Origin of the sequence: Planomonospora corallina, assembly GCF_042650625.1 — a bacterium.
In the GTDB taxonomy this organism is placed as follows: domain Bacteria; phylum Actinomycetota; class Actinomycetes; order Streptosporangiales; family Streptosporangiaceae; genus Planomonospora_B; species Planomonospora_B corallina.
The window spans coordinates 129,374-148,642 of sequence record NZ_JBHSBM010000075.1 but is presented as its reverse complement, the minus strand read 5'-3'; the positions used below and the strand labels follow the sequence as shown (position 1 = coordinate 148,642).

The following is a 19,269-nucleotide window of genomic DNA, read 5'->3' as shown; positions in this document are numbered from 1 at the left end:
CCCGCTGATCCTCGACGACGAGGAGGCGCTCGCCGTGGCCGTCGCGCTGCGCGAGGCCGCGCTCAGCGGCGTCCTCGGCAGCGACCAGGCCGCGCTGTCGGCGCTGTTGAAACTACGGGCGGTCCTACCGGCCCGGATCGCCGACCGGCTGGGCGAGATGGACGCCACCTTCGTCCACACTCCCAGGCCCGAAGGCCGCCAGATCTCCCCCGGCATGCTGCTGGAACTGGCCGCCGCCTGCCGCCGTGGCGAGCGCGCCCGTCTGTCGTACCGCGACCATTCGGGCAGGGCCAGTGTCCGGGACGTCGACCCCTACCGCCTGGTGCGCACGGGCCTGCGCTGGTATTTCGTCGCCCGGGACGTGGCCCGGGACCAGTGGCGGACGTTCCGGGCCGACCGGGTGGTGCAGGTGCAGCCGACCGGACAGCCGGTCGAACTCGTCGACCCGCCCGACCCTGCCCTCCTCGTCTCCCGAGGCATCGCGAGCGTCGTGTACCCCGTCTATGGGAGAGTCCGGCTCCCGCACCCCGTGGACCAGGCCCTGCGGCTGGTCCCACCGACGATCGGCACCCATCACCCGGACGGGCCCGATGCCACCATCGTCGAAATCGGCGCCAACGACGCCGAGCAACTCGCCCAGTACCTCCTCGGCCTGGGCACCCCGTTACGGGTCCTCTCCCCGGACGAGGTCCGGGAGGCTCTGCTGCGCCGTACCCGGGAACTGCTCGAGGAGAACGGGGACGGCCGGCCGCCGTCACCGCGCTCTACGATCCGTCCATCACGCTCCGGGTCCACGCCCGCGTGATCCGGGCGGCGGAAGCCTCGGCCGCCGACGTCTTCGCCAAGGCGATGGGCGAGCAGCGGGAGCCACCCGGGAGCCACCGTGTCAGCAAGGGTGTTAGCAACGAGCCGAGACGATCTATAAAGCAAGAAGGCCCTGAACGGCGTAATGCCTGTTCAAGGGCCTTCTTCGGGTGGCGCGGCCGAGAGGACTCGAACCCCTAACCTTCTGATCCGTAGTCAGATGCTCTATCCATTGAGCTACGGCCGCTTGCCGTCCCGCTCACCATGGTGACCGGCGACAGAGAGAACTCTACCAGACCCCATGTGGGTGCTTGAGCCAATATTGATCACCCTGGTGGCACCCGGCCCGAAGGGAGGCTCCGCATCCCGGACCGCGGGATCCGCGCGTCAGTCCGGTCTGCGCAGGGAGGCGGCGATCTCCTGGCGCAGGGCTCGGTAGCCCTCCAGGATCCGCTGCTTCACCTCGTCGGGAAGGTCCGGGTCGGCCTCGAGCTCCTCGGCCACGGGATCGGTACGGCGGGGCGTGAGCACCAGGTCCGCCGGGGAGGCGTGCCCGCCCTCGACGAGCATGTCGCCGAGGGTCCGCCCGGTCCGGCGAGCGGCTTCGCGGAGGACGTCGAGGTGTGCTCGGAGCACTCCCGCGTCCGCCCCGTACGCACCGGGTGTCCCGCCTCCGGTCACGGCGGCGGGAGGAGCCGGCGGAGCCGGTGGGAGCACCGGGGCCGCGGCCGTGCCCGCCTCCAGCGGGACGGGCTCCCCGCCCTCGAGAATCCGGTCCACGCTGCCCCGGACCCACTGGAGCGCCGTCTCGATGCCGCGCTTGGTGGGCGGGCGCATCGTGCCGAGGCCGCCCCGGACCGTCCGCAGCCCTTCCTTCGTGAGCCCGGCCCGCTCCGCCACGTCGTTCCAGTAGAGACCGAGCTCGTCACGCCGCTCGGTCATCAGCCGCGCCAGACGCTCGCGTGGCGTCTCACGCTTGTTCATCAAGGACACGCCTTCTTTATACGTGGCAGGTAATGGCAGGTCAAAGGAAACAATACAGAGAAAACCGGTAACAGAGGCCAACTAAAGACAGATAATTCATTGTAACTGTCCCGACCTGTCCCAAGGAGTACCAATGCGAGTCGATCCCCTTGGTCCGATGATGATCGGAGTCCGCGAGCTCTACGAGGAGCTCAAGACTGTCGGCGGGAAGGTCCACCGCCAGACGGCCAAGCTCGACCACATCGACGCGAAGGTGGTCTCCGTCGTCGAGGACGTCGACGACCACGAGGCGCGCATCCGGGCGCTGGAGCGGGCCCGCTGGCCGCTCCCCTCGCTCGCCGCGCTGGTCTCCCTGGCCGGCCTGGTCTTCGCGATCCTGGCGTACACCCGGGGGCAGTGAGCCATGGGCGCCCGCGCCGGAGCGATCGCGAGGATCAGGAGGCCGCGCACCCGGTGGAAACCCTGGGGACAGCGGGACGCCGGCCCGCGGCGGGTAGCGGGCCGGCGTCCCGGGGCTCACACCCGGAAACCGGCGTCCTGCCTCTCACGCCCGGAAACCGGCGTCCTGCCTCTCACGCCCGGAAACCGGCGTCCTGCCTCTCGCGCCCGGAGCCGTCCGCGGCCTTCTTCGGGAAGAGCGTGTAGCTCACCGGCCATATCAGGGCGATCAGCGGCACCCTCGACGCTCCGGTCATGAACTCGCTCAGCGCCGCCGTCCGGGAGGGCTCGTCCACCATCAGGATCAGCCCGTACAGCACGGCGCAGGTGATGCCGTAAGCGACGACGATCCGGAACCAGAAGGCCCACTCGTAGCGGGTCCGGGCCATGCCGCCCGCAGGGGGCCGCGGCGGCTGCGGCCCGCCGGCGAAGCGGTGGGCGAACTTCGCGTCGGCCCATTTGAGGGTCCGGTGGCCGAAGACGACGGAGTATGCGAGGTAGGCCGCGGCCAGGCCGTGCTGCCAGCCCGCCTGCGCCCCGCCGCGCATGTCGATCACGGCGGCGGCCAGCAGGATCACGTCGAGCAGCGGCACGCACAGGAGCAGGGCCGTGCTCAGCCGCCTCCTGCCCCACAGGTAGCGGGAGGCCAGCCCCAGGGCGAGGAGGACCCAGAAGCCGATCTCACAGGCGATGATCACTGCTAGAACCATGTTCCCAGGATCACCCGGCCCGTCCGCTGGGGGCGTCGTCACCGCTGACGATTCCGTCTACATCCTTGTGTGTACGGCCGGTCCGTACCGGATCCGGACGGAGCCGCCGCTCCGGGGTGATGGGATAGGGGGCATGAGACGGGACGACGCGCTGGCAGCCGCGCTCTGTTTCGCCGTCGGCCTCATCCTGCTCGCCGCGGAGGCCTACGTGCACCGCGGGGCGCCCGCGTACCTGTTCGCCGGACCTCTCCTGGTCACCTGCGCGGGCGTCGCCGTACGGCGGACCCGCCCGCTGCTCGCGCTCGGGCTCGGAGTCGTGGCGTTCGTCGCGGACTTCGCCATGGGCCCGTCCCTCGGCACCGTGCTGGTCATCACCGACAACCTCTACGCGGCGGTCCTGTACGGCCCGCGCTCGCTGGGACGGCCGATGCTCGGCATCACCTCGGTCATCGCCGTCGTCGGCGGCGCGGTGGCCGGGTTCATCGCCCGGGACCTGGCCCTCTTCGCCGTCGCGCTGGTCCAGGCGGGTCTCGTCGGGACCACTCCCGTCATCACCGCGATGATCATCAGGCAGCACAGGGAGCAGGCGGCGGCCGAGCGGGTCAGGGCCGAGCAGGTCGCGCGCCTGGCGGAGCTGGACCGGAAGACCGCGGTGCAGGCCGAGCGGGCCCGGATGGCCCGGGAGCTGCACGACGTGATCGCCAACCACTTCAGCGCGATCGCCATCCAGTCCACGGCCGTGCTCTCCCGCAGGGACCTGGACGGCGAGGTCGTGCGGCAGGTGCTGCAGTCCGTCCGGGAGAACAGCGTCCATGGCATGGCCGAGATGCGTGCCATGATCGGGCTGCTCCGGCAGGAGGACGAGGAGGTCGAGGCGACCCGGCTCCGGCTGGCCGAGGCCGACCGGCTGGCGGAGCGGGCAGGCGAGTCGGGTCTGGAGGTACGGCTCAGCGTCGAGGGCGATGCCCGGGAGCTGCCCGCCGCGGTGGATCTCGCCGGCTACCGGATCGTCCAGGAGTCGCTGACCAACGCGCTCAAGCACGGCGGCAGGACGGCCGAGGCAGTGATCGTCTACCGGCCCGGTGAGGTCGTGCTGACCGTGGACAACCCCGTCGAGGAGACCGGTCCGGGCCTGCCCGGCGCGGGCGCGGGCCTCATCGGCATGCGGGAGCGCGCCGCGCTCGTCGGCGGCCGGGTCGAGGCCGGGCCGCACGCGGGCGGCTGGCGGGTGCACGCCGTGCTCCCGACCGAGGCCGCGCATCCCGCGCCCACGCGCCTGCCCGCCGTGTCCCCGTCCGGTCCCGTGTCCCCGTCCGGTCCCGTGCTCCCGTTCGGTCTCGTGCTCCCGTCCAAGCCCGCCGTGTCCCCGTCCGGGAAGGAGAAGCCGTGACCATCCGAGTCCTGGTCGCCGACGACCACGCGGCGGTGCGCGCCGGGATCGTCCTCGTCCTCGGCGGCCACGACGACATCGAGGTCGTCGGCGAAGCCGCGGACGGCGAGCAGGCCGTGGTGATGGCGTCGGAGACCCGGCCGGACGTGGTGCTGATGGACGTCCGGATGCCGAAGATGGACGGGATCTCCGCCACCCGCGAGCTGAGCGGGGTCACCGACGTGCTGATCCTGACCACCTTCGACCTCGACGAGTACGTCTTCGGGGCGCTGCGGGCGGGGGCGGCCGGGTTCCTGCTGAAGAACACCGACGCCGACGCGCTGGTCGAGGCGGTCCGGGTGGTGGCCCGGGGGGACGGCCTCATCTCGCCCTCGGTCACCCGGCGGCTGATCTCGGCGTTCCGCTCGTCGCCCCCGCCGCGGGACGTCCGGGCGGTGGAGAGCCTGACCCCGCGCGAGCGCGAGGTCCTGGCGTGCATCGGGCGGGGGATGTCGAACGCGGAGATCTCCCGTGAGCTGGACATGGCGGAGGCGACCACGAAGACCCACGTCAGCCGGGTGCTGAACAAGCTGGGTCTCCGCAGCCGCGTCCAGGCCGCGATCCTCGCCCAGGAGCTCTCCGCGGAGTCCTGAACCACCGCCCCGGGTGTCTCCGCGGCGGCTCAGGCGTTCTCGGCCGGCACGTAGAGGGAGAGCGTCTCCGCGACGCAGGCGGGCTTGCCCTCGCCCTCGACCTCGACCGTCATCTTCATCTTCGACAGGTAACCCGAGGGCGTGCCCTTGAGGTCGACGAGCTCGGCGCCGCACCGCACCCGCGCGCCGACCGGGACCGGCCGGGGGAAGCGGACCTTGTCGAGCCCGTAGTTGATGCCCATGGCCAGGCCGTCCACCCGGAACAGCTCCATCATGAACGACGGCAGCAGTGACAGGCTCAGGTAACCGTGGGCGATGGTCCCGCCGAACGGGCCCTTGGCCGCGGCCTCGGTGTCGACGTGGATCCACTGGTGGTCGCCGGTGGCGTCGGCGAACAGGTCGACCTGTTCCTGGGTCACGGTCCGCCACTCGGTGTGGCCGAGGTGCTCGCCGACGGCGGCCTTGAGCTCCTGGATGTTCGAGAAGATCCTCATGTTTGGAACTTTATTCGGTTTTCGGGACCGCGAGAAGGTTCACGACCGTGAGTTCCTTCCCTCCCCCCTGCGGGATCGCCTCGCATATGACGCTCTCGTCGGTCCGCCCCGCCGTGCCCGAGGGCCTGGGAACCGCCTTCCCGTCCGCCGTCCTGCACCGCTCCACGTTCTTGACGTCCGCGTCCCAGTAGACGATCGCGCTGGGCGAGGAGGAGGTCCCCCACCCGTAGCCGCCGCCCCCCTGCCCGTCGCCGTTCCCGATCCCGGCCAGGGTCCCGGCGGCCGGGTCGTACAGCGCGGCCACCGGGGCGGTCCGGTCCTCGATCTCCTCCCCCCGCTCGTCCCGGCCCACCACGCCGGAGACGTGGAACATCCCGAAGTCCCGGGCGAGCAGGAGGCGCCCGCCCAGGGCGCTCAGGCCGGGCAGGACGCTGCGCCGCGAGCCGTCCACCCGCTCCGCGAAGGCCTTCGCGCCCGTGCCGTCCCCTTCGCCGAAGCACCATTGCGGGCCGCAGCGGAACGTGGTCGTCCCCTCCGCCGCCTTCACTTCGGTGACCTGCCCCGTCTCCAGGTTCACCAGCTTGCCCTGCGCCTTCTGGAAGTCCCGTTCGCCGACGTCGGCGGCCCACGGCCAGGACAGCAGGTGCAGCCCGTCGGCGCCCTCGATCCGCTCCGGGGCGCCGCCCGCCAGCGGCATGCGGTAGACCCCGCCCGCGCGCACCGACCAGACGACGGAGTCGGCGGTGACCCCGATCCCGTCCACCTCGGCCGGGGCGCCGGTGACCTCGCCGATCCGCCGCGCCGTACCGCCCGACCGGGGCACGACCCAGAAGTCGGCCCACGCTGCGCCGCCGGAGGGGTTCGTGCCGTACCACACGATGTTCTCAGCCCCGGCCTCCACGCGCTGCGGGAAGTAGCCCTTCGCCCCGGGCGGGCCGGGCATGTCGGCCAGCACCCTGCGGCTCCCGCCCGCGGTGTCGTAGACCTCCAGCCGGCCCGCCTTCTCGAACGACGACTCGGCCGCCAGCAGCAGTTCCGTGGCGCTCAGCGCGGTGACCGGACGGTACCTCCAGCCGTCCGGCGCCTTGGCCGGGATCGTCGACACCGCCGCCGGCCAGACCTCCGCGGCGGGCCGTACCTCCAGCGGAGCTGCGGGTCCGGAGGCGCGGGGGGAAGGCGTCGGCCTCCCCGGGGAGGCCGTCACCGTGGCGTCGACGAGGGCCGGGCCTTCTCCGCCCCTGTGGGAGAAGACCCCCCTCGCCACCGCCGTGCCGCCGGCGACCACCGCGATCACCGCGGCCGCCGCCAGGACCGCCCCGGTGCGCCTGCGCGCGCGCCGCGCGCGGCGCCGCCGGACCACCTCCAGCAGGTCTCCCGCCGGTTCGGGCGCGTTCCCCGCCGCGCCGGCCAGAACGCGGACGAGGTCCGCCTCGCTCCTGTCGCTCATCGAACCCGCCCCGTCCCCATGTCGTTCGCCGACTCCGCCCCGTCCGTGCCCCCGGCCCGGACCCGCGCCGCCCCCGGATTCGCCCTGCGCACCCTGAGCTTGTCGAGCGCGCGGGCGGCCTGGCTGCGCACCGTGCCCCGCGAGATGCCGAGCAGATCGGCGATCTCCTCGTCCGGGAGGTCCTCGTAGTAGCGCAGGACCAGGACCGCCCGCTGTTTGGGCGGCAGGGCCTTCACCTCGTTCCACAGACCCTCGTCACCATCGAGACCGCCGTCGGTGTAGGCCGTCTCGGGCACCTGTGCGACCAGCCGCTCCCGGCGCAGCCGCCGCCAGGCGCTGACGTGCAGGCGCGCCATGGTGATGCGCACGTACCCCTCCGGGTCGTCCCGCCTGCGCACCCGCGGCCAGGCGTCGCCCAGACGCATCAGCGCCTCCTGCGTCAGGTCGGCCGCGTCCTCGGCGTTGCCGGTGAGGACGTAGCCGTACCGGTACAGCGCACTTCCCCGTGCGGCGACGAAATCTGCGAACTCCACGCAACCAGGGACGTGCGCGGGTCCCGTTCTGTTGCACGGCGGATCCCGCCCGCCGCGGACACTCCTTCGCACGGGATTCGGGTACGGCTTGCGGATGGACATCCGCCGTTACTCGGCGCTTCATCCTCGGCTCCTACCGTTCCGGCCATGAAACGGACTTCTGCCGCTCCCGCCCTGAGGCGGCGCACCACCACCGTGCTCGGTGCCGCCGTGCTCTCCCTCGCCCTCACCGTCCCGGCGGCCACCACCGCCGCGGCCGACCCCGGTGCCGGCACGGCGGCGCACGATCCCGGCGGTCCCGGCGGGCGCGGTGACTTCGGCGGGCGCGGTGACTTCGGCGGGCGCGGTGACTTCGGCGGGCGCGGTGACTTCGGCAGGGCCACGCTGACCGGTTTCGCCTCGCTGCCCGCGCTGACGTTCGTGCCGGGCAGCGAACCGTCCGGTGCGCAGCTCGGCACGGCGCCGGTCAACGGCGTCACCCCGCCGTTCACCGGGCAGCCGGTGCAGGGTTTCAGCGGCATCGTGCGCCGGGGCGACGGCACCTTCGACGTGCTGTCCGACAACGGCTACGGCAACAAGGCCAACAGCGCCGACTTCCTGCTCCGCGTGCACCGGATCAAGCCGGACTTCCGCCGGGGCGCGGTCCGGGTGCTGGGCGGGTTCGGCCTGAGCGACCCGGACGGCCACGTGACCTGGCCGCTGACCCGGGCGGACCGGAAGCTGACGGGCGCCGACTTCGACGTGGAGTCGATCGTGCGGGCCGCCGACGGCACCTACTGGATCGGTGACGAGTTCGGCCCGTTCCTGCTGCACGTCTCGCCCTCCGGCAGGCTGCTGGAGGCGCCGGTCCCGCTGCCGGACGTGAAGGCCCCGGAGAACCCGTCCCTGGAGGGCGCCGAGCCCAACCTGGGCCGGAGCAAGGGCTTCGAGGGCATGGCCCGCTCGGTCGACGGCCGTACGCTCTACCCGATGCTGGAGGGCACCGTCTCCGGCGACCCGGCCGGGACCCTGCGGATCAACGAGTTCGACCTGCGCCGGCGGGCCTACACCGGCAGGCGCTGGACCTACACGCTGGACGACGCCGAGAACGCGATCGGCGACATGATCGCGGTGGACCGGCACCGGTTCCTGGTCATCGAACGGGACAACCTCCAGGGTGACGCGGCGAGGACCAAGAAGATCTATCTGGTCGACCTGCGCAGGAAGGACCTCGGCAAGACCCTCGTCGCGGACCTGCTCGACCTGGCCAACCCGCGCCGCCTGGGCGGGCTCGGGGAGACCTTCCGGTTCCCGTTCCAGACGATCGAGGACGTCGTGATCCTCGACGACCGGACCCTGGGGATCCTGGACGACAACAACTTCCCGTTCTCCGCGGGCCGCACCCCGGGCAAGCCCGACGACAACGAGTTCATCACCGTACGGCTGTCGCGTCCGCTCCAGGCGGATCCGCGCGTCCACCGCTGAGCGTCCGGCCCGCCGGCGGCTCCCTCCGGGGCCGCCGGCGGAGGCTGCCGCGACGTCAGGCGGTTGTGCCGTTAACGCGACCATCCCGATGCCATAGGACGCTTATTCTCAAGGGAAGCTCCAGAAACTGACAAAGGGAACGCTGACGCTCATGTGGCCTCCACCATCTTCCCAAGACCCGCAAGGCCAGCCGCCCTCTGCCGGGGCCGGTCAGCCTCCCGCCGGTTCCTGGCAGCAGCCCTCGTACGGCTCGCAGGGCCAGTCGCAGCCGCCGTACGGCCAGACCCAGCAGCCCTCCTACGGGCAACCGCAGCCGCCGTACGGCCAGACCCAGCAGCCCTCCTACGGGCAACCGCAGCCGCCGTACGGCCAGACCCAGCAGCCCTCCTACGGCCAGCCGTACAACCCGCAGGCCCAGCAGACGGCCCCGGGCGGCGGCTGGTATCCCCAGCCGCCCGGACCGTCCAGGAGCAAGCCGATCTGGCCCTGGATCGTGGGTGTGGCCACCGCGGTCGTCGTCGCCCTAGCGGTGGTGCTCGTCCTGCTCCCCGAGGACGCCGAGGACACCAGGACCGCCTCGGGCACGAGGTCCGGCGCCCCCACGGCCCCGGCCTCCACACCGGCCTCGGCCGATCCCACCGGGCAGCCCACGGAGACGGCGGCCCCGCTCGACGGCCGGCTCGTCAAGGCCACCGACGGCAAGAGCGAGATCACCGTTCCCGCCGACTGGACCGGCTTGACGCTGCTGGACGACGCCACGGTCCAGCAGGGCAACGCGAAAAAAGAGCAGTATCTGATGGTGATCAGCGAGTCCCAGGCCGACTTCACCTTCGGCCTGGACGGCTACGCCAAGCTCATCACCGATCAGATGCAGACGAAGCTGGACAATCCTGTCCTCGGCCAGCCTCAGACGCTCACCGTCAACGGCGCCGAGGCCCTCCAGTACGAGCTGCACGCCTCCACCCAGGGCGTCAAGATCGTCTACTGGGTGACCTTCGTGAAGGGCGCGCAGGACTTCCACCAGGTCCTCGCCTGGACACTGGAGACCAAGGGAGAGGAGCACGGTCCGCTGCTCCGCCAGGTCACCTCGACCTTCAAGGACCTCGGCGGCGCGTGAACCGCGCCGGCCGGGGAGCCGTAGAGTCTCCTTCATGACCTTGGACGAACAGCGGCAGGGATTGTTCTGGGACGTGCAGGCCGGGCGGATCGCTCCGCCGCCCGCCGCGGTGACGCTGGGCTGGGAGCTGATCGCGGTGGATCCCGAGCAGGGCACCATCGAGGTGGCCTTCTCCGCGGACGAGCGCTTCCTGAACCCGGCGGGAGCGATTCAGGGCGGTTTCCTCGCCGCGATGCTCGACGACACCCTCGGGCCGGCGCTCGCCGCGACCCTGCCGGACGGCCGGTTCGCACCGACCCTCGACCTGCACGTCCAGTTCCTCCGTCCTGCCCGGCCGGGACGGCTCGTCGGGCGGGGACGGGTCGTGCAGCGCGGCAGCGAGGTCTGCTTCCTGGCCGGCGAACTCGTCGCCCCCAACGGCAAGCCCGTCGCCGTCGCGACGGCGACCGCGCTGATCAGGGCGATCACACGGGACGCGCCCTGAGTCCGGGCCGGACCGGCGGGCATCCGCTCCGGCCGCTCCGGGTCACGACCGCCGCCCGTCCGGGTCCTTGAAGGCCGTGGTGACCTCGCGCGGCAGCGGGCGGTGCTCGTCCCGGAGGGAGCGCGGCCTCCAGGTCAGGATGTGGTGGAAGTCCTCGCCCCCTGCACGAAGGTCGCCCGGTGGACGGTGTTCACGCCGCCCGTCGAGCCGTGCAGCCCGTATGGGCGGCCGGATGGACGGCCGGATGGACGGCCGGATGGACGGCCGGGACGCCGCCCACGGTGGGCCGCCGGGTGCGGCGGACGCGGCCGGTGTCACGCCGACAGCGCGGCGGCATGCTCCAGGAACAGGCCGCGCTCGCGTTCGTCCCCGGTCAACTCGGCCGCGCACCGGAACTCCGCGGCCGCCTCCCCGGCCCGCCCGAGCCCGGCCAGCAGATCCCCGCGGACCGCGGGCAGGTGCGCGTAGCCCCGCAGGGCGCGCTCCCCCCGGAGCGCGTCGGCGATCTCCAGCCCGCGTTCGGGGCCGTAGGCCATGCCGGCCGCGACCGCCCCGGCGGATGGCAGGATGCGAAGATCGATTCCACCCGGCGGAGAGGATCCTCCATGGCCGTCATCCACCACACCGCCCTCAAGCCGACCAAGCTGGAACTGCTCACCTCCTGGCTGCCCTCCCGGCCGTGGTACCTCGGCGGCGCGGACGGACCCGAACTGGCCAAGGCCGGCGGCTTCCGGCTGGACGACCCGGAGGGCGAGGTCGGGATCGAGTTCATGGTGGTCACCGACGTCTCCGGCGCTCACCCGACCAGCTATCTGGTTCCGCTCACCTATCGCGGCGCCCCGCTCGACGGGGCGGAGCACGCCCTCGTCGGCACCATGGAGCACGGGGTGCTGGGACGGCGCTGGGCCTACGACGGCTGCCACGACCCGGTGCTGGTCGCCCAGCTGCTGGCCCTCATCGAGGGCCGGGCCGAGGCCCAGGACCAGAACACCAGCGACACCCCCGACCGGGAGATCACCCGCTCCTGCACAGGTGGCTGCCCCGCCCCCACGGACTTCACCACCGCCGCCGACGACCACGAGGGCACCGAGCTGACCGCACCGCACGGTGCCGCCCTCCGTGTGCACCGGGCCCTGCGCCCCGCCCCGGACGCCGCGCCGCTCCTTCCGCCGGATGCGGCCGGCCACGTCGCCGGCTCCTGGGACGCGCCGGACGGCACCCGAGCGCGGGGGCTGTTCGCCGTCCTGCGCACCGGCCCCGACGCCTAGATCACCGTCCTGCGCACCGGCCCCGACGCCTAGATCACCGTCCTGCGCACCGGCTCCGACGCCTGGATCGTACGGCGAAGGCGGCGCCCGCCGGGAAAACGTTTGACGCCCGTCGGCTCCCGGCGGTCGGATGACATGCCATGAGCGCAGGACGGATGCATCCCGGCACGTACCCCATCGACGACGACCTCGTACGGCGACTGGTCGCCGGGCAGTTCCCGCAGTGGGCGGGACTGGTGGTGGAGCGGTTCCCGTCCGGCGGCACGGTCAACGCCATGTACCGGCTGGGCGACGACATGGTCGTGCGGCTTCCGCTGGTGGAGGGCGGGGCTGACGACGTGGTGACGGAACGGACGTGGCTGCCCCGGCTCGCGCCCCACCTGCCCGCGCCCATTCCCGAGGTGCTCGGAGCCGGGCGGCCCGCCGACGGCTACCCGTGGCCGTGGTCGGTGTACCGGTGGCTCGCGGGTGAGAACCCCGAGGCGGGAGCGCTGAGCGAACCCGTCCTGCTCGCCGGTGATCTGGCCGGATTCGTGGCGGCGATGCGCAGCATCGCCCTGCCCGGGGCGCCGCAGGCCTACCGCGGCGGGCCGATCGCCTCGCTCGACGCGCGGACCCGGGCTGCGATCGAGGAACTGCGCGGGATCCCGCAGGAGGCCGTCGACTGCGATGCCGCCGTCGCCGCGTGGGAGGAGTCGCTGCGGGTCCCGGACTGGGACGGCCCGCCGGTGTGGCTGCATGCCGATCTCATGCCGGGCAACCTGCTGGTGGCCGGCGGCAGGTTGACCTCGGTGATCGATTTCGGGTGCCTGGGGGTGGGCGATCCGGCGTGCGACCTGTTCCCGGCGTGGAACCTGCTGCCGGCCGACGCGAGGGAGGTCTTCCGCGAGACGCTGGCCGTGGACGACGCGACCTGGATCCGCGGCCGGGGGCGGGCGCTCTCGCAGGCGCTGATCGCACTGCCGTACTACCGGAGGACGAACCCGGCGATGGCGCGCAACGCCCGGCACGTGATCCGGACGGTGCTCGGCGAAGGCTGAGGCGTGCCGCGTCGTGCCGGGGACCGAGCCGGTGGTTTCCAGGAGGGCCGTGGTGATCACATGTGGCTCCGTGAAGACACGGCGTTGTGAGGTCGTGCAGAGCCCTGGATGATGTATCGCCACACGGACGAAGGCGGCATGGCGGACTTCACAGTCACATACGAACCCACTCCCGACGAAGTGGCGCGAGCGCTCGGACAGGGCGCCAGACAGCAACTCAAGATTCATTACCTGGTGTCGTCGTCGATCCTGATCGCGTCAGGGCTCGTCTGCATCCTGGTCGACGCCCCGTACATGGGCACTGTCCTGCTCGTGGCAGCGGTCGTCTCCCCGCTCCTGGTGACCTGGTCGCTCCGGCGTACCGGCAGGCGGCAACTCACCTACCTCTGCGTGCCGACCATCCTCCGGATGACCGACGACGGATACGAGGCCCGGACCGACCAGTCCACCACCACGATGCGATGGTCGCTGTTCGGGCGGATCGTGGCCGGACCCGAGTTCTGGCTGTTCTTCGTGAACAAGCAGTTCACGGGCTTCCTCCCCCGGCGCGCCTTCAGCACCGAGCAACAGGCCGAGTTCGACGGCTTCCTGGCCGCCCGGGAGCACACGAGGGCCGCTTGATCTCCGTCGTCTCCTTCTCCCCTCCTGAGTAGCTCGCTCAGCGGATGCAGTCCGGCCTTCCGGGTACGCGGTGTTCCGTGAGCCGCGCGGTGACCGCCCTGACGTAGCGTCCGGAACCGCCGCCGGGGCTGCGTACCCGATCCCCTCGAACACGGGCAGGTCCCAGCCGGGCCGCCGTGCCGGCACATGATCGATCAAGGGACGAGGAATCACCAGGTCCCGGTCTCCCCAAGCCAGGAGAGCGGCCGCAGCGGTACGACCTCTCTGCCGTGAGCCGATGGCAGGATCATCGCCGTGACAGGCATCGATGATCTCCTTCGGCGGGTGTCCGCCAAGGCGAGCGCGACCATGGAGTACCTACCTCCCCCCGCGACGGCGGAGGAGGCGGCACAGGCGGAGCGCATCTTGGGCTTCCGGCTTCCGGACGTGCTCGTGCGGCTCTACCGCGAGGTGGCCAACGGCGGCTTCGGCCCCGACTACCGGCTCCTGCCGCTATCGGGTGAAGGACGTACCGCCGTGAGCGACTACCAGGAGGAGCGGAACGGTTCGAAGCCCGGCGATGACGCGCACTGGCCGGCGGACGTGCTGCCCATCCTGGACTGGGGGTGCGGCATGTACGCCGCCGTGGACTGCCGCAGCCCTCAGGGAACCGTACTGCTCTTCGAGCCGAACGGGATCAGCGGCGGCTGGCACCGCGCGTGGCACATCGACGCGGAGAGCCTGGCCGATTGGCTGGAGACCTGGCTCTCGGAAACAGGCTGGTACGAGGAAGACGCCGACGAAGATGGTGAAATGCGGCCATGGGAGCCGGCATGGCAGCGGCTGGCAGAGGGAAGGTGACCGCAACCGGACCAGATCGGGACGGATTCGAGTGCCCGAATGGTGGGATGAGCTGTGGTCGGCGCTGTGCCACCAAGGCACCGTCTACTCAGCCGGCTTCGCCGCCCTGCCCCGGTTGGTGGAGGTCGCCGCCGGCGGTGACAAGGACCAGCGGTTGGAAGCCCTGCTCCTGGCAGGCGCGATCATGCCAGGAGCAGACCAGCGACACGAGGTCGGCGATGTCCACACGACGTACGCGGTCGAGATCGCGGATCTGCCGCGGATGGCCGGTGAGCGGCCGCCGCCTGTGCGACACCGCCCTGGCCGATGATCACCACGACGTTGCCGCCGCGCTGACCTACCTTTCCGGCGACGCACCCTGCACAGAGTGCGGAGCGGACTTCACCGTGGCCGACCGGCTAGGAAGCGCCTGAGGCGCCGCTGCAGCCCCTGGAACCTGTGGGCATCCTGCTCCGCGCTTCGAAGGAACCGGCCTGATGGGGTGACGGACGAGGCGCGATTGCAACCCGAACTGCAGCCCGGAGCCCTCTGGAGATCAAAAAGGCCCTCCTCCCCGACCGGGGAAGAGGGCCTCTGACCTGCGGAGGCTCGGGGATTTGAACCCCGGATGGGCGGTAAACCCAAACCGCATTAGCAGTGCGGCGCCATAGACCTGACTAGGCGAAGCCTCCTGGTAGCCGTGTGGCTCAGCACAGAGTACCGGCGATCGGGCAAGGCGGCAAAGCGATTGTCCTGCGCGTCGCCGCCCGGCACCGGCGTGCCGCCAGCACCGTGCCGGCCGCCGCTTCCGGGGGAGCACCGCCCTCGGCAACCCCTCGGTTTCCCGGCGTCCTCGTCCCCGGCCCACCGTCCCCGACCGGGTGCCCGCTCCCCGGCTGCCCGGCGAACCTCTCGCGAGTGCGGGCAAGTTGTCCACTGGTTGTGGATAACTTCGTCCACAGCTGTGGACAGAACCGTGGATAACCAGGTGGGAGGCGGGGTGAGTCTGTGGATTCTCGCAAGGCGAGATGCATAGTCTCACCTAGTGGTCACAGAGAAGAGGGCTCCCCTCCCATACCCGGGAAGAGAGCCCTCCATGCACCGGCAGGTTCCGGTCATGGCGATCAGGCGGCAGGGTTGGCCTCGCCCTCGATCTCGATCTTGACCTTCTTGCCGACGAGCACGCCGCCGGTCTCCAGGGCCTGGTTCCAGGTGAGACCGAACTCCTCACGGTCGATCTCGGTGGTGATGGTGAAGCCCCAGACCTCCTGGCCCCACGGGTTGGTGCCGGCGCCGCCGTACTCGACGGTGAGCTCGACCGGCTTGGTGACGTCGCGGATGGTGAGGTCGCCCGCGACGGTGAACTCGTCACCGGAGTGGCCGACGACGCGGGTACTGCGGAAGGTCAGCTCGGGGAACTTCTCGACGGCGAGGAAGTCGTCGCCGCGCAGGTGGCCGTCACGGTCGGCCACGCCGGTGTCGATGCTGCCGGTCTTGATCGTGAGCTCGGCGGAGGACTCCAGCGGGTTCTCGGCGACCGTGACGGAGCCGGAGAACTCCCCGAAGCTGCCGCGGACCTTGCTCACCATCATGTGCTTGACGACGAAGCCGATGTGGGTGTGGGCGACGTCGAGGTTGTAGGTGCCGGGGGCGGGGATCTGGAGGTTCTCCCAGGTGCGCGTGGCCATGATGTTCTCCCGAGGGGATATTTGCTGAGTGGACGTTTGCGTCAACATATTTCTACCTGAGGAATATTCCTCACGTCAACTATCGTCGGATACAGTGTGAACGTGCTCCCCTTCGACGACCCGCGGCTGACCGCGATGGGCCTCCTCGCCGAGGTCTTCACCGGCCTGTCGGCCAAGACCCACCCGACCCTCGCCGCCGCGGGACTCTCGGAGATCGACTTCGAGACCCTGATCCGGCTGGCCCGCTCACCCGGCCGGCGGCTCCGCATGAGCGACCTGGCCGCGCAGACCAGTCTGTCCACCAGCGGGGTGACCAGGGTCGTGGACCGGCTGGAGCGCGAGCGCCTCGTGACGCGGCAGGCGTGCGCCACCGACCGCCGGACGTCGTACGCGGTGATCACCGAGGCGGGGATCGACCGGCTCGCCGGCGTGCTCCCGCAGCATCTGGCGGACATCGAGACCTGGCTCACCGGGCTGCTCAGCCCCGACCGGCTCGCGGCCTTCCTGGACGCCCTGCGGACCGTCCGCGACGCCGTACGGCCGTGCGCCACGGCGGGCGTCCAGCCCGGTCCCGCACCGGAGATCCGAGCCGATGCCGGAGCTCACCGGAGCCCGGACACGCCCTCGGACGCCGGATGAGCCGGGGCGCTCAGGACCGGCTCATGCCTGCGCCTCGAGCCGCCGGTCCGCCGCGGCGAGGGCGCCGCGGAGCTTGGCCATCCCCCGGGAGACCGTGCTCTTGACCGTGCCGACGCTGACGCCCAGGACGTTCGCGACCTCCTGCTCGGTCATGTCCTCGCAGTAGCGCAGCACGATCGCGGCCCGCATCCTCGCGGGCAGCCCTTCCAGGGCCCGTTCCACCTGCTCCGGCAGGTGCGGCCGGGCGCCCGGCGGCACCGGCTCGGGAAGCTCCTCGGAGGGGTACTCCTCCAGCCTGCGCCGCCGCCACCAGGAGATGTTGATGTTGACCATCGCCCGGCGCACGTAGCCGTCCAGGGCGGCCCGGTCCTCGATCCGCTCCCAGGCGAGGTACGTCTTCGTCAGCGCCGTCTGGAGCAGGTCCTCGGCGTCGTTCGGGTCGCCGGTGACCTGCCTGGCGGCGCGCAGCAACGCCGCTCCGCGAGCAACGACATACTCCCGGAACTCGTCGTGGGTTCCGCTGGTCACCGCGATCACCCGCCTGTGGTCGAGGGCCTTTCGTGGTCAGAATCGCAGCCGGACCTCTCGATACGGCTGAACCGGAATCCAGATTTCGTCCCGTCGGTCGTAAAGATCGTCCTAACTGCCCCACGGAGTGCCCGCGACGCACTAGGCACCGGTTTGCCCGCAGATGGGTGGCAGGCGTTCCACCAGGGAGGGGAATCCTGATACCTGGTCGGATAGCTGTCGGAATTATCCGAGGAATCGTCATCAGGATGTTTCGCAGACATGTGACGCTGAGGGAACGTCCCGCGAGAACAGGAGAACCCACGATGCCCCAGCGGAGCGTCGACCGCCGCCGCATGCTGGCCGCGGCCGCGCTTGGCCGGCCCCTCCGCACCCCCGGCCCGGTCCCGGGTGAGGGTGAGCCGCTGCACGCCGTCACCGGGACGGTCCTGGACGCCAGCCCTCACCTGATCATCCTCGAGACGCCGGAGGGTGAGGAGGAGCGGCTCGTCATCGCCCCCTGGGCGACCGCCTGGCGCGGTGACGCCCTGGCCCCGGCCGACCTGCCGCGGGGCGCCAACGTGATCGTCCGGACGCTCAAGGCGGGCAAGGTCGCCGACCGGATCTGGGCGGACGCCACCCGGATCACCGGCGTGATCCAGAAACTCGGCGACGGCCGGCGGGACCGCACGCTCGAGCTCTACTGCGGGCCGCACCGGGGCCCGCGGACCGTCGTCATCCCCTACGCCGTCTCGGGCAGGCTCCAGGTCCGGCATCCGAAGCTCGAACCCGGCTACCTGTTCGACGCCATCGGCGTCGTCGAGGGCGGTGTGGCCCACGCCCGGCTGCCCGCGACCTCCCAGCCGCCCTACCGGTGGACGGCCGTGCCCGAGCCTCCCCTGGCCTACGGCGGCGCCCAGGCGCACGTCTCGGGCACGGCGGTCTGGTCCGACGGTTTCGACTTCGGCGAACGGGGGGCCGCCTATCCGATGCTGGAGTCCTCCGACACCGGCTGCGACGAGGTGAGCGGGTCGTGCGCGCGCCTGCCGTACCTGGCGGTGGGCTCGGCGCTCGACGTGCGCAACGTGTGCGCGGGGCGCGCCTCGGTCGTGCCGATCGTGGCGTGCGGCTGCCTCGCCGGCCGCTTCTGCGACCGGTGCCTGGAGTGCGGCACCTCGCCGCGCGGCCGGATCGCCGAGCTGTCCCCGGCCTCCTTCGTGGAGCTGGGCGGAGAACTGACCAAGGGCTGTTTCAACGCCCGGATCACGTTGGGGTGACGCAGGTGACGACGGAGATGACGCAGATGGGGCAGACGATCGCCGCCGCCCAGATCCCGGTGCTGGTCGTGCTGCTCGCCCTCGGCACGGTGGCCAAGATCAGGACCGTCCGGCACGGCACGGAGCCGGGCGGGATGAGCGGGATGGGCCCGGCGGTGCTGGTGCCCGAACGGTGGCGCGCCCCCGTGATGCTCTGCTGCGCGGGCGGAGAGGCCGTCCTGGCCGGCGGCCTGGCCGTCACCGGCCATCCGCTCTTCCGGTGGGGCACGGTGATGTTCTTCTCGGTCTCCACCTATGTCCTGTGGGAGCTGCGCCGCCGCCGTCCCGACGTGGGCTGCGGCTGCTTCGGCGAGGTCAGCTCCGCCCCGGTGGGCGTGCGCTCGTTCGCCCGGACCGTGGTGCTGACGGCCATGGCCGCCGGGGCCGCGTGGACCATGCCGGCGTCCGGCTGGTCGGTGCTGGCCGGGATCTCGCGGACCGAGGTCCTGGCGACGGCCGTGGGACTGCTGCTGGTCGCCGCGCTCTCGCCGGAGATCGAGGAGACCGCCGCCCGGTTCCGGCACCGCGCGCCGTGCGAGGAGCGCTCCGTGGACCCCGCGGTGGCCGCCGCCCGGCTCCGCTCCAGCACGGCCTGGCGCTCGCACCGGATGTGGCTGTCGCAGACCGAGCCGGTCGACAGCTGGCGGGAGCTCTGCTGGCGGTTCTTCGCCTTTCCCGGCAGGGATCCGGAGGGCGAGCCGGTGGAGGTGGTCTTCGCGGTCTATCTGAACGGCCGCAAGCCCGCCGTACGGGTGGCGCTGGTCCGGCCGGACGGCGAGCCGGTCACGACCGGGAGCGCGGTGGAGACCGGCTCCCCGGAGGACAGCGGAGGCTTCCAGGTCCTCGCCGCGCACGAGCATTGATCTCTATACGG

23 protein-coding genes and 2 tRNA genes are annotated in these 19,269 nt (G+C 71.6%); 14 read left to right on the top strand and 11 right to left on the bottom strand.

Going from position 1 to position 19,269, the window contains the following annotated elements; genetic code table 11:
* A partial coding sequence (locus ACFOWE_RS32660; protein ID WP_377294720.1) for a helix-turn-helix transcriptional regulator occupies positions 1–805 on the top strand: 805 nt, incomplete at its 5' end.
* A 170-nt stretch (positions 806–975) separates the two neighbouring features.
* On the opposite strand, the gene ACFOWE_RS32655 is transcribed toward ACFOWE_RS32660, so the two are convergent.
* Positions 976–1,051 (bottom strand) — tRNA-Arg (locus ACFOWE_RS32655).
* Between the two features lie 140 nt (positions 1,052–1,191).
* The gene (locus ACFOWE_RS32650) at positions 1,192–1,788 is read right to left on the bottom strand and encodes a hypothetical protein (protein ID WP_377294718.1); all 597 of its coding nucleotides are present in this window, start codon (positions 1,786–1,788) and stop codon (positions 1,192–1,194) included.
* 133 nt (positions 1,789–1,921) lie between these two features.
* Here ACFOWE_RS32650 and ACFOWE_RS32645 point away from each other — a divergent pair, with 133 nt between their 5' ends.
* Entirely contained in the window at positions 1,922–2,188 is a 267-nt protein-coding gene (locus tag ACFOWE_RS32645) for a hypothetical protein (RefSeq protein ID WP_377294716.1), read from the top strand.
* A gap of 172 nt (positions 2,189–2,360) precedes the next feature.
* Here the strand turns inward: ACFOWE_RS32645 and ACFOWE_RS32640 are convergent, their stop codons facing one another.
* A complete protein-coding gene (locus ACFOWE_RS32640) occupies positions 2,361–2,936 on the bottom strand; it encodes a hypothetical protein (RefSeq protein ID WP_377294714.1) in 576 nt (191 codons plus the stop codon).
* Positions 2,937–3,069: 133 nt separating this feature from the next.
* On the opposite strand from ACFOWE_RS32640, the gene ACFOWE_RS32635 reads away from it, so the two are divergent.
* Positions 3,070–4,326: a sensor histidine kinase gene (locus ACFOWE_RS32635; RefSeq protein ID WP_377294712.1), complete on the top strand. Its 1,257-nt coding sequence runs from the start codon at positions 3,070–3,072 to the stop codon at positions 4,324–4,326.
* Positions 4,323–4,958, top strand: coding sequence for a response regulator (locus tag ACFOWE_RS32630; RefSeq protein WP_377294710.1), 636 nt, complete (start codon positions 4,323–4,325; stop codon positions 4,956–4,958). Before ACFOWE_RS32635 ends, ACFOWE_RS32630 begins: the two co-directional genes overlap by 4 nt.
* A 29-nt stretch (positions 4,959–4,987) precedes the next feature.
* Here the strand turns inward: ACFOWE_RS32630 and ACFOWE_RS32625 are convergent, their stop codons facing one another.
* The 3 genes from ACFOWE_RS32625 to ACFOWE_RS32615 are packed head-to-tail and all read right to left on the bottom strand — an operon-like array spanning position 4,988 to position 7,432.
* The gene (locus tag ACFOWE_RS32625; RefSeq protein WP_377294708.1) at positions 4,988–5,452 is read right to left on the bottom strand and encodes a MaoC family dehydratase; all 465 of its coding nucleotides are present in this window, start codon (positions 5,450–5,452) and stop codon (positions 4,988–4,990) included.
* A gap of 10 nt (positions 5,453–5,462) precedes the next feature.
* Entirely contained in the window at positions 5,463–6,899 is a 1,437-nt protein-coding gene (locus ACFOWE_RS32620) for a hypothetical protein (protein WP_377294706.1), read from the bottom strand.
* On the bottom strand, positions 6,896–7,432 hold the full coding sequence (locus ACFOWE_RS32615) for a SigE family RNA polymerase sigma factor (protein WP_377294704.1): 537 nt from the start codon (positions 7,430–7,432) through the stop codon (positions 6,896–6,898). Before ACFOWE_RS32615 ends, ACFOWE_RS32620 begins: the two co-directional genes overlap by 4 nt.
* A 147-nt stretch (positions 7,433–7,579) precedes the next feature.
* Between ACFOWE_RS32615 and ACFOWE_RS32610 the strand changes: the two genes are divergently transcribed.
* The 3 genes from ACFOWE_RS32610 (at position 7,580) to ACFOWE_RS32600 (ending at position 10,497) form a co-directional block, all read left to right on the top strand.
* A complete protein-coding gene (locus ACFOWE_RS32610) occupies positions 7,580–8,896 on the top strand; it encodes an esterase-like activity of phytase family protein (RefSeq protein ID WP_377294702.1) in 1,317 nt (438 codons plus the stop codon).
* 151 nt (positions 8,897–9,047) lie between these two features.
* On the top strand, positions 9,048–10,013 hold the full coding sequence (locus ACFOWE_RS32605) for a hypothetical protein (RefSeq protein WP_377294700.1): 966 nt from the start codon (positions 9,048–9,050) through the stop codon (positions 10,011–10,013).
* Between the two features lie 34 nt (positions 10,014–10,047).
* Positions 10,048–10,497 carry a PaaI family thioesterase gene (locus tag ACFOWE_RS32600; protein WP_377294698.1) on the top strand — a complete coding sequence of 150 codons (450 nt, stop codon included), beginning with the start codon at positions 10,048–10,050 and terminating at the stop codon, positions 10,495–10,497.
* Between the two features lie 314 nt (positions 10,498–10,811).
* Here the strand turns inward: ACFOWE_RS32600 and ACFOWE_RS32595 are convergent, their stop codons facing one another.
* A complete protein-coding gene (locus ACFOWE_RS32595) occupies positions 10,812–11,033 on the bottom strand; it encodes a hypothetical protein (protein WP_377294696.1) in 222 nt (73 codons plus the stop codon).
* Positions 11,034–11,102: 69 nt separating this feature from the next.
* On the opposite strand from ACFOWE_RS32595, the gene ACFOWE_RS32590 reads away from it, so the two are divergent.
* From ACFOWE_RS32590 to ACFOWE_RS32575, 4 genes are all read left to right on the top strand, one after another.
* Positions 11,103–11,765, top strand: a complete 663-nt coding sequence (locus tag ACFOWE_RS32590; protein ID WP_377294694.1) for a maltokinase N-terminal cap-like domain-containing protein — start codon at positions 11,103–11,105, stop codon at positions 11,763–11,765.
* A 140-nt stretch (positions 11,766–11,905) separates the two neighbouring features.
* Positions 11,906–12,805: an aminoglycoside phosphotransferase family protein gene (locus tag ACFOWE_RS32585; RefSeq protein ID WP_377294692.1), complete on the top strand. Its 900-nt coding sequence runs from the start codon at positions 11,906–11,908 to the stop codon at positions 12,803–12,805.
* A 180-nt stretch (positions 12,806–12,985) separates the two neighbouring features.
* Positions 12,986–13,426 (top strand): YcxB family protein, encoded by a 441-nt coding sequence (locus ACFOWE_RS32580; protein ID WP_377294690.1) that lies wholly within the window; start codon positions 12,986–12,988, stop codon positions 13,424–13,426.
* 294 nt (positions 13,427–13,720) lie between these two features.
* On the top strand, positions 13,721–14,266 hold the full coding sequence (locus ACFOWE_RS32575) for an SMI1/KNR4 family protein (RefSeq protein WP_377294688.1): 546 nt from the start codon (positions 13,721–13,723) through the stop codon (positions 14,264–14,266).
* Between the two features lie 88 nt (positions 14,267–14,354).
* Here the strand turns inward: ACFOWE_RS32575 and ACFOWE_RS32570 are convergent, their stop codons facing one another.
* The 3 genes from ACFOWE_RS32570 to ACFOWE_RS32560 all read right to left on the bottom strand — a co-directional run bounded on the left by ACFOWE_RS32570 (position 14,355) and on the right by ACFOWE_RS32560 (position 15,933).
* Entirely contained in the window at positions 14,355–14,492 is a 138-nt protein-coding gene (locus ACFOWE_RS32570; protein WP_377294686.1) for a hypothetical protein, read from the bottom strand.
* 355 nt (positions 14,493–14,847) lie between these two features.
* Positions 14,848–14,937 (bottom strand) — tRNA-Ser (locus ACFOWE_RS32565).
* 432 nt (positions 14,938–15,369) lie between these two features.
* Positions 15,370–15,933: a YceI family protein gene (locus tag ACFOWE_RS32560; protein WP_377294684.1), complete on the bottom strand. Its 564-nt coding sequence runs from the start codon at positions 15,931–15,933 to the stop codon at positions 15,370–15,372.
* Positions 15,934–16,035: 102 nt separating this feature from the next.
* On the opposite strand from ACFOWE_RS32560, the gene ACFOWE_RS32555 reads away from it, so the two are divergent.
* Positions 16,036–16,572, top strand: a complete 537-nt coding sequence (locus tag ACFOWE_RS32555) for a MarR family winged helix-turn-helix transcriptional regulator (protein ID WP_377294682.1) — start codon at positions 16,036–16,038, stop codon at positions 16,570–16,572.
* A 21-nt stretch (positions 16,573–16,593) separates the two neighbouring features.
* Here the strand turns inward: ACFOWE_RS32555 and ACFOWE_RS32550 are convergent, their stop codons facing one another.
* Positions 16,594–17,109, bottom strand: coding sequence for a SigE family RNA polymerase sigma factor (locus ACFOWE_RS32550; RefSeq protein ID WP_377294680.1), 516 nt, complete (start codon positions 17,107–17,109; stop codon positions 16,594–16,596).
* A 296-nt stretch (positions 17,110–17,405) separates the two neighbouring features.
* Between ACFOWE_RS32550 and ACFOWE_RS32545 the strand changes: the two genes are divergently transcribed.
* Both ACFOWE_RS32545 and ACFOWE_RS32540 read left to right on the top strand, forming a co-directional pair.
* Positions 17,406–18,356, top strand: a complete 951-nt coding sequence (locus ACFOWE_RS32545; protein ID WP_377294678.1) for a hypothetical protein — start codon at positions 17,406–17,408, stop codon at positions 18,354–18,356.
* A 5-nt stretch (positions 18,357–18,361) separates the two neighbouring features.
* Positions 18,362–19,258 (top strand): MauE/DoxX family redox-associated membrane protein, encoded by an 897-nt coding sequence (locus ACFOWE_RS32540; RefSeq protein ID WP_377294676.1) that lies wholly within the window; start codon positions 18,362–18,364, stop codon positions 19,256–19,258.
* The last annotated feature ends 11 nt before the right edge of the window (positions 19,259–19,269 follow it).

Coding starts and splice junctions, on each gene's coding strand:
- ACFOWE_RS32600 (WP_377294698.1), top strand. CDS start 10,048: ATGACCTTGGACGAACAGCGGCAGGGATTGTTCTGGGACGTGCAGGCC.
- ACFOWE_RS32605 (WP_377294700.1), top strand. CDS start 9,048: ATGTGGCCTCCACCATCTTCCCAAGACCCGCAAGGCCAGCCGCCCTCT.
- ACFOWE_RS32635 (WP_377294712.1), top strand. CDS start 3,070: ATGAGACGGGACGACGCGCTGGCAGCCGCGCTCTGTTTCGCCGTCGGC.
- ACFOWE_RS32620 (WP_377294706.1), bottom strand. CDS start 6,899: ATGAGCGACAGGAGCGAGGCGGACCTCGTCCGCGTTCTGGCCGGCGCG.
- ACFOWE_RS32625 (WP_377294708.1), bottom strand. CDS start 5,452: ATGAGGATCTTCTCGAACATCCAGGAGCTCAAGGCCGCCGTCGGCGAG.
- ACFOWE_RS32585 (WP_377294692.1), top strand. CDS start 11,906: ATGAGCGCAGGACGGATGCATCCCGGCACGTACCCCATCGACGACGAC.
- ACFOWE_RS32610 (WP_377294702.1), top strand. CDS start 7,580: ATGAAACGGACTTCTGCCGCTCCCGCCCTGAGGCGGCGCACCACCACC.
- ACFOWE_RS32650 (WP_377294718.1), bottom strand. CDS start 1,788: ATGAACAAGCGTGAGACGCCACGCGAGCGTCTGGCGCGGCTGATGACC.
- ACFOWE_RS32595 (WP_377294696.1), bottom strand. CDS start 11,033: ATGGCCTACGGCCCCGAACGCGGGCTGGAGATCGCCGACGCGCTCCGG.
- ACFOWE_RS32545 (WP_377294678.1), top strand. CDS start 17,406: ATGCCCCAGCGGAGCGTCGACCGCCGCCGCATGCTGGCCGCGGCCGCG.
- ACFOWE_RS32560 (WP_377294684.1), bottom strand. CDS start 15,933: ATGGCCACGCGCACCTGGGAGAACCTCCAGATCCCCGCCCCCGGCACC.
- ACFOWE_RS32640 (WP_377294714.1), bottom strand. CDS start 2,936: ATGGTTCTAGCAGTGATCATCGCCTGTGAGATCGGCTTCTGGGTCCTC.
- ACFOWE_RS32645 (WP_377294716.1), top strand. CDS start 1,922: ATGCGAGTCGATCCCCTTGGTCCGATGATGATCGGAGTCCGCGAGCTC.
- ACFOWE_RS32590 (WP_377294694.1), top strand. CDS start 11,103: ATGGCCGTCATCCACCACACCGCCCTCAAGCCGACCAAGCTGGAACTG.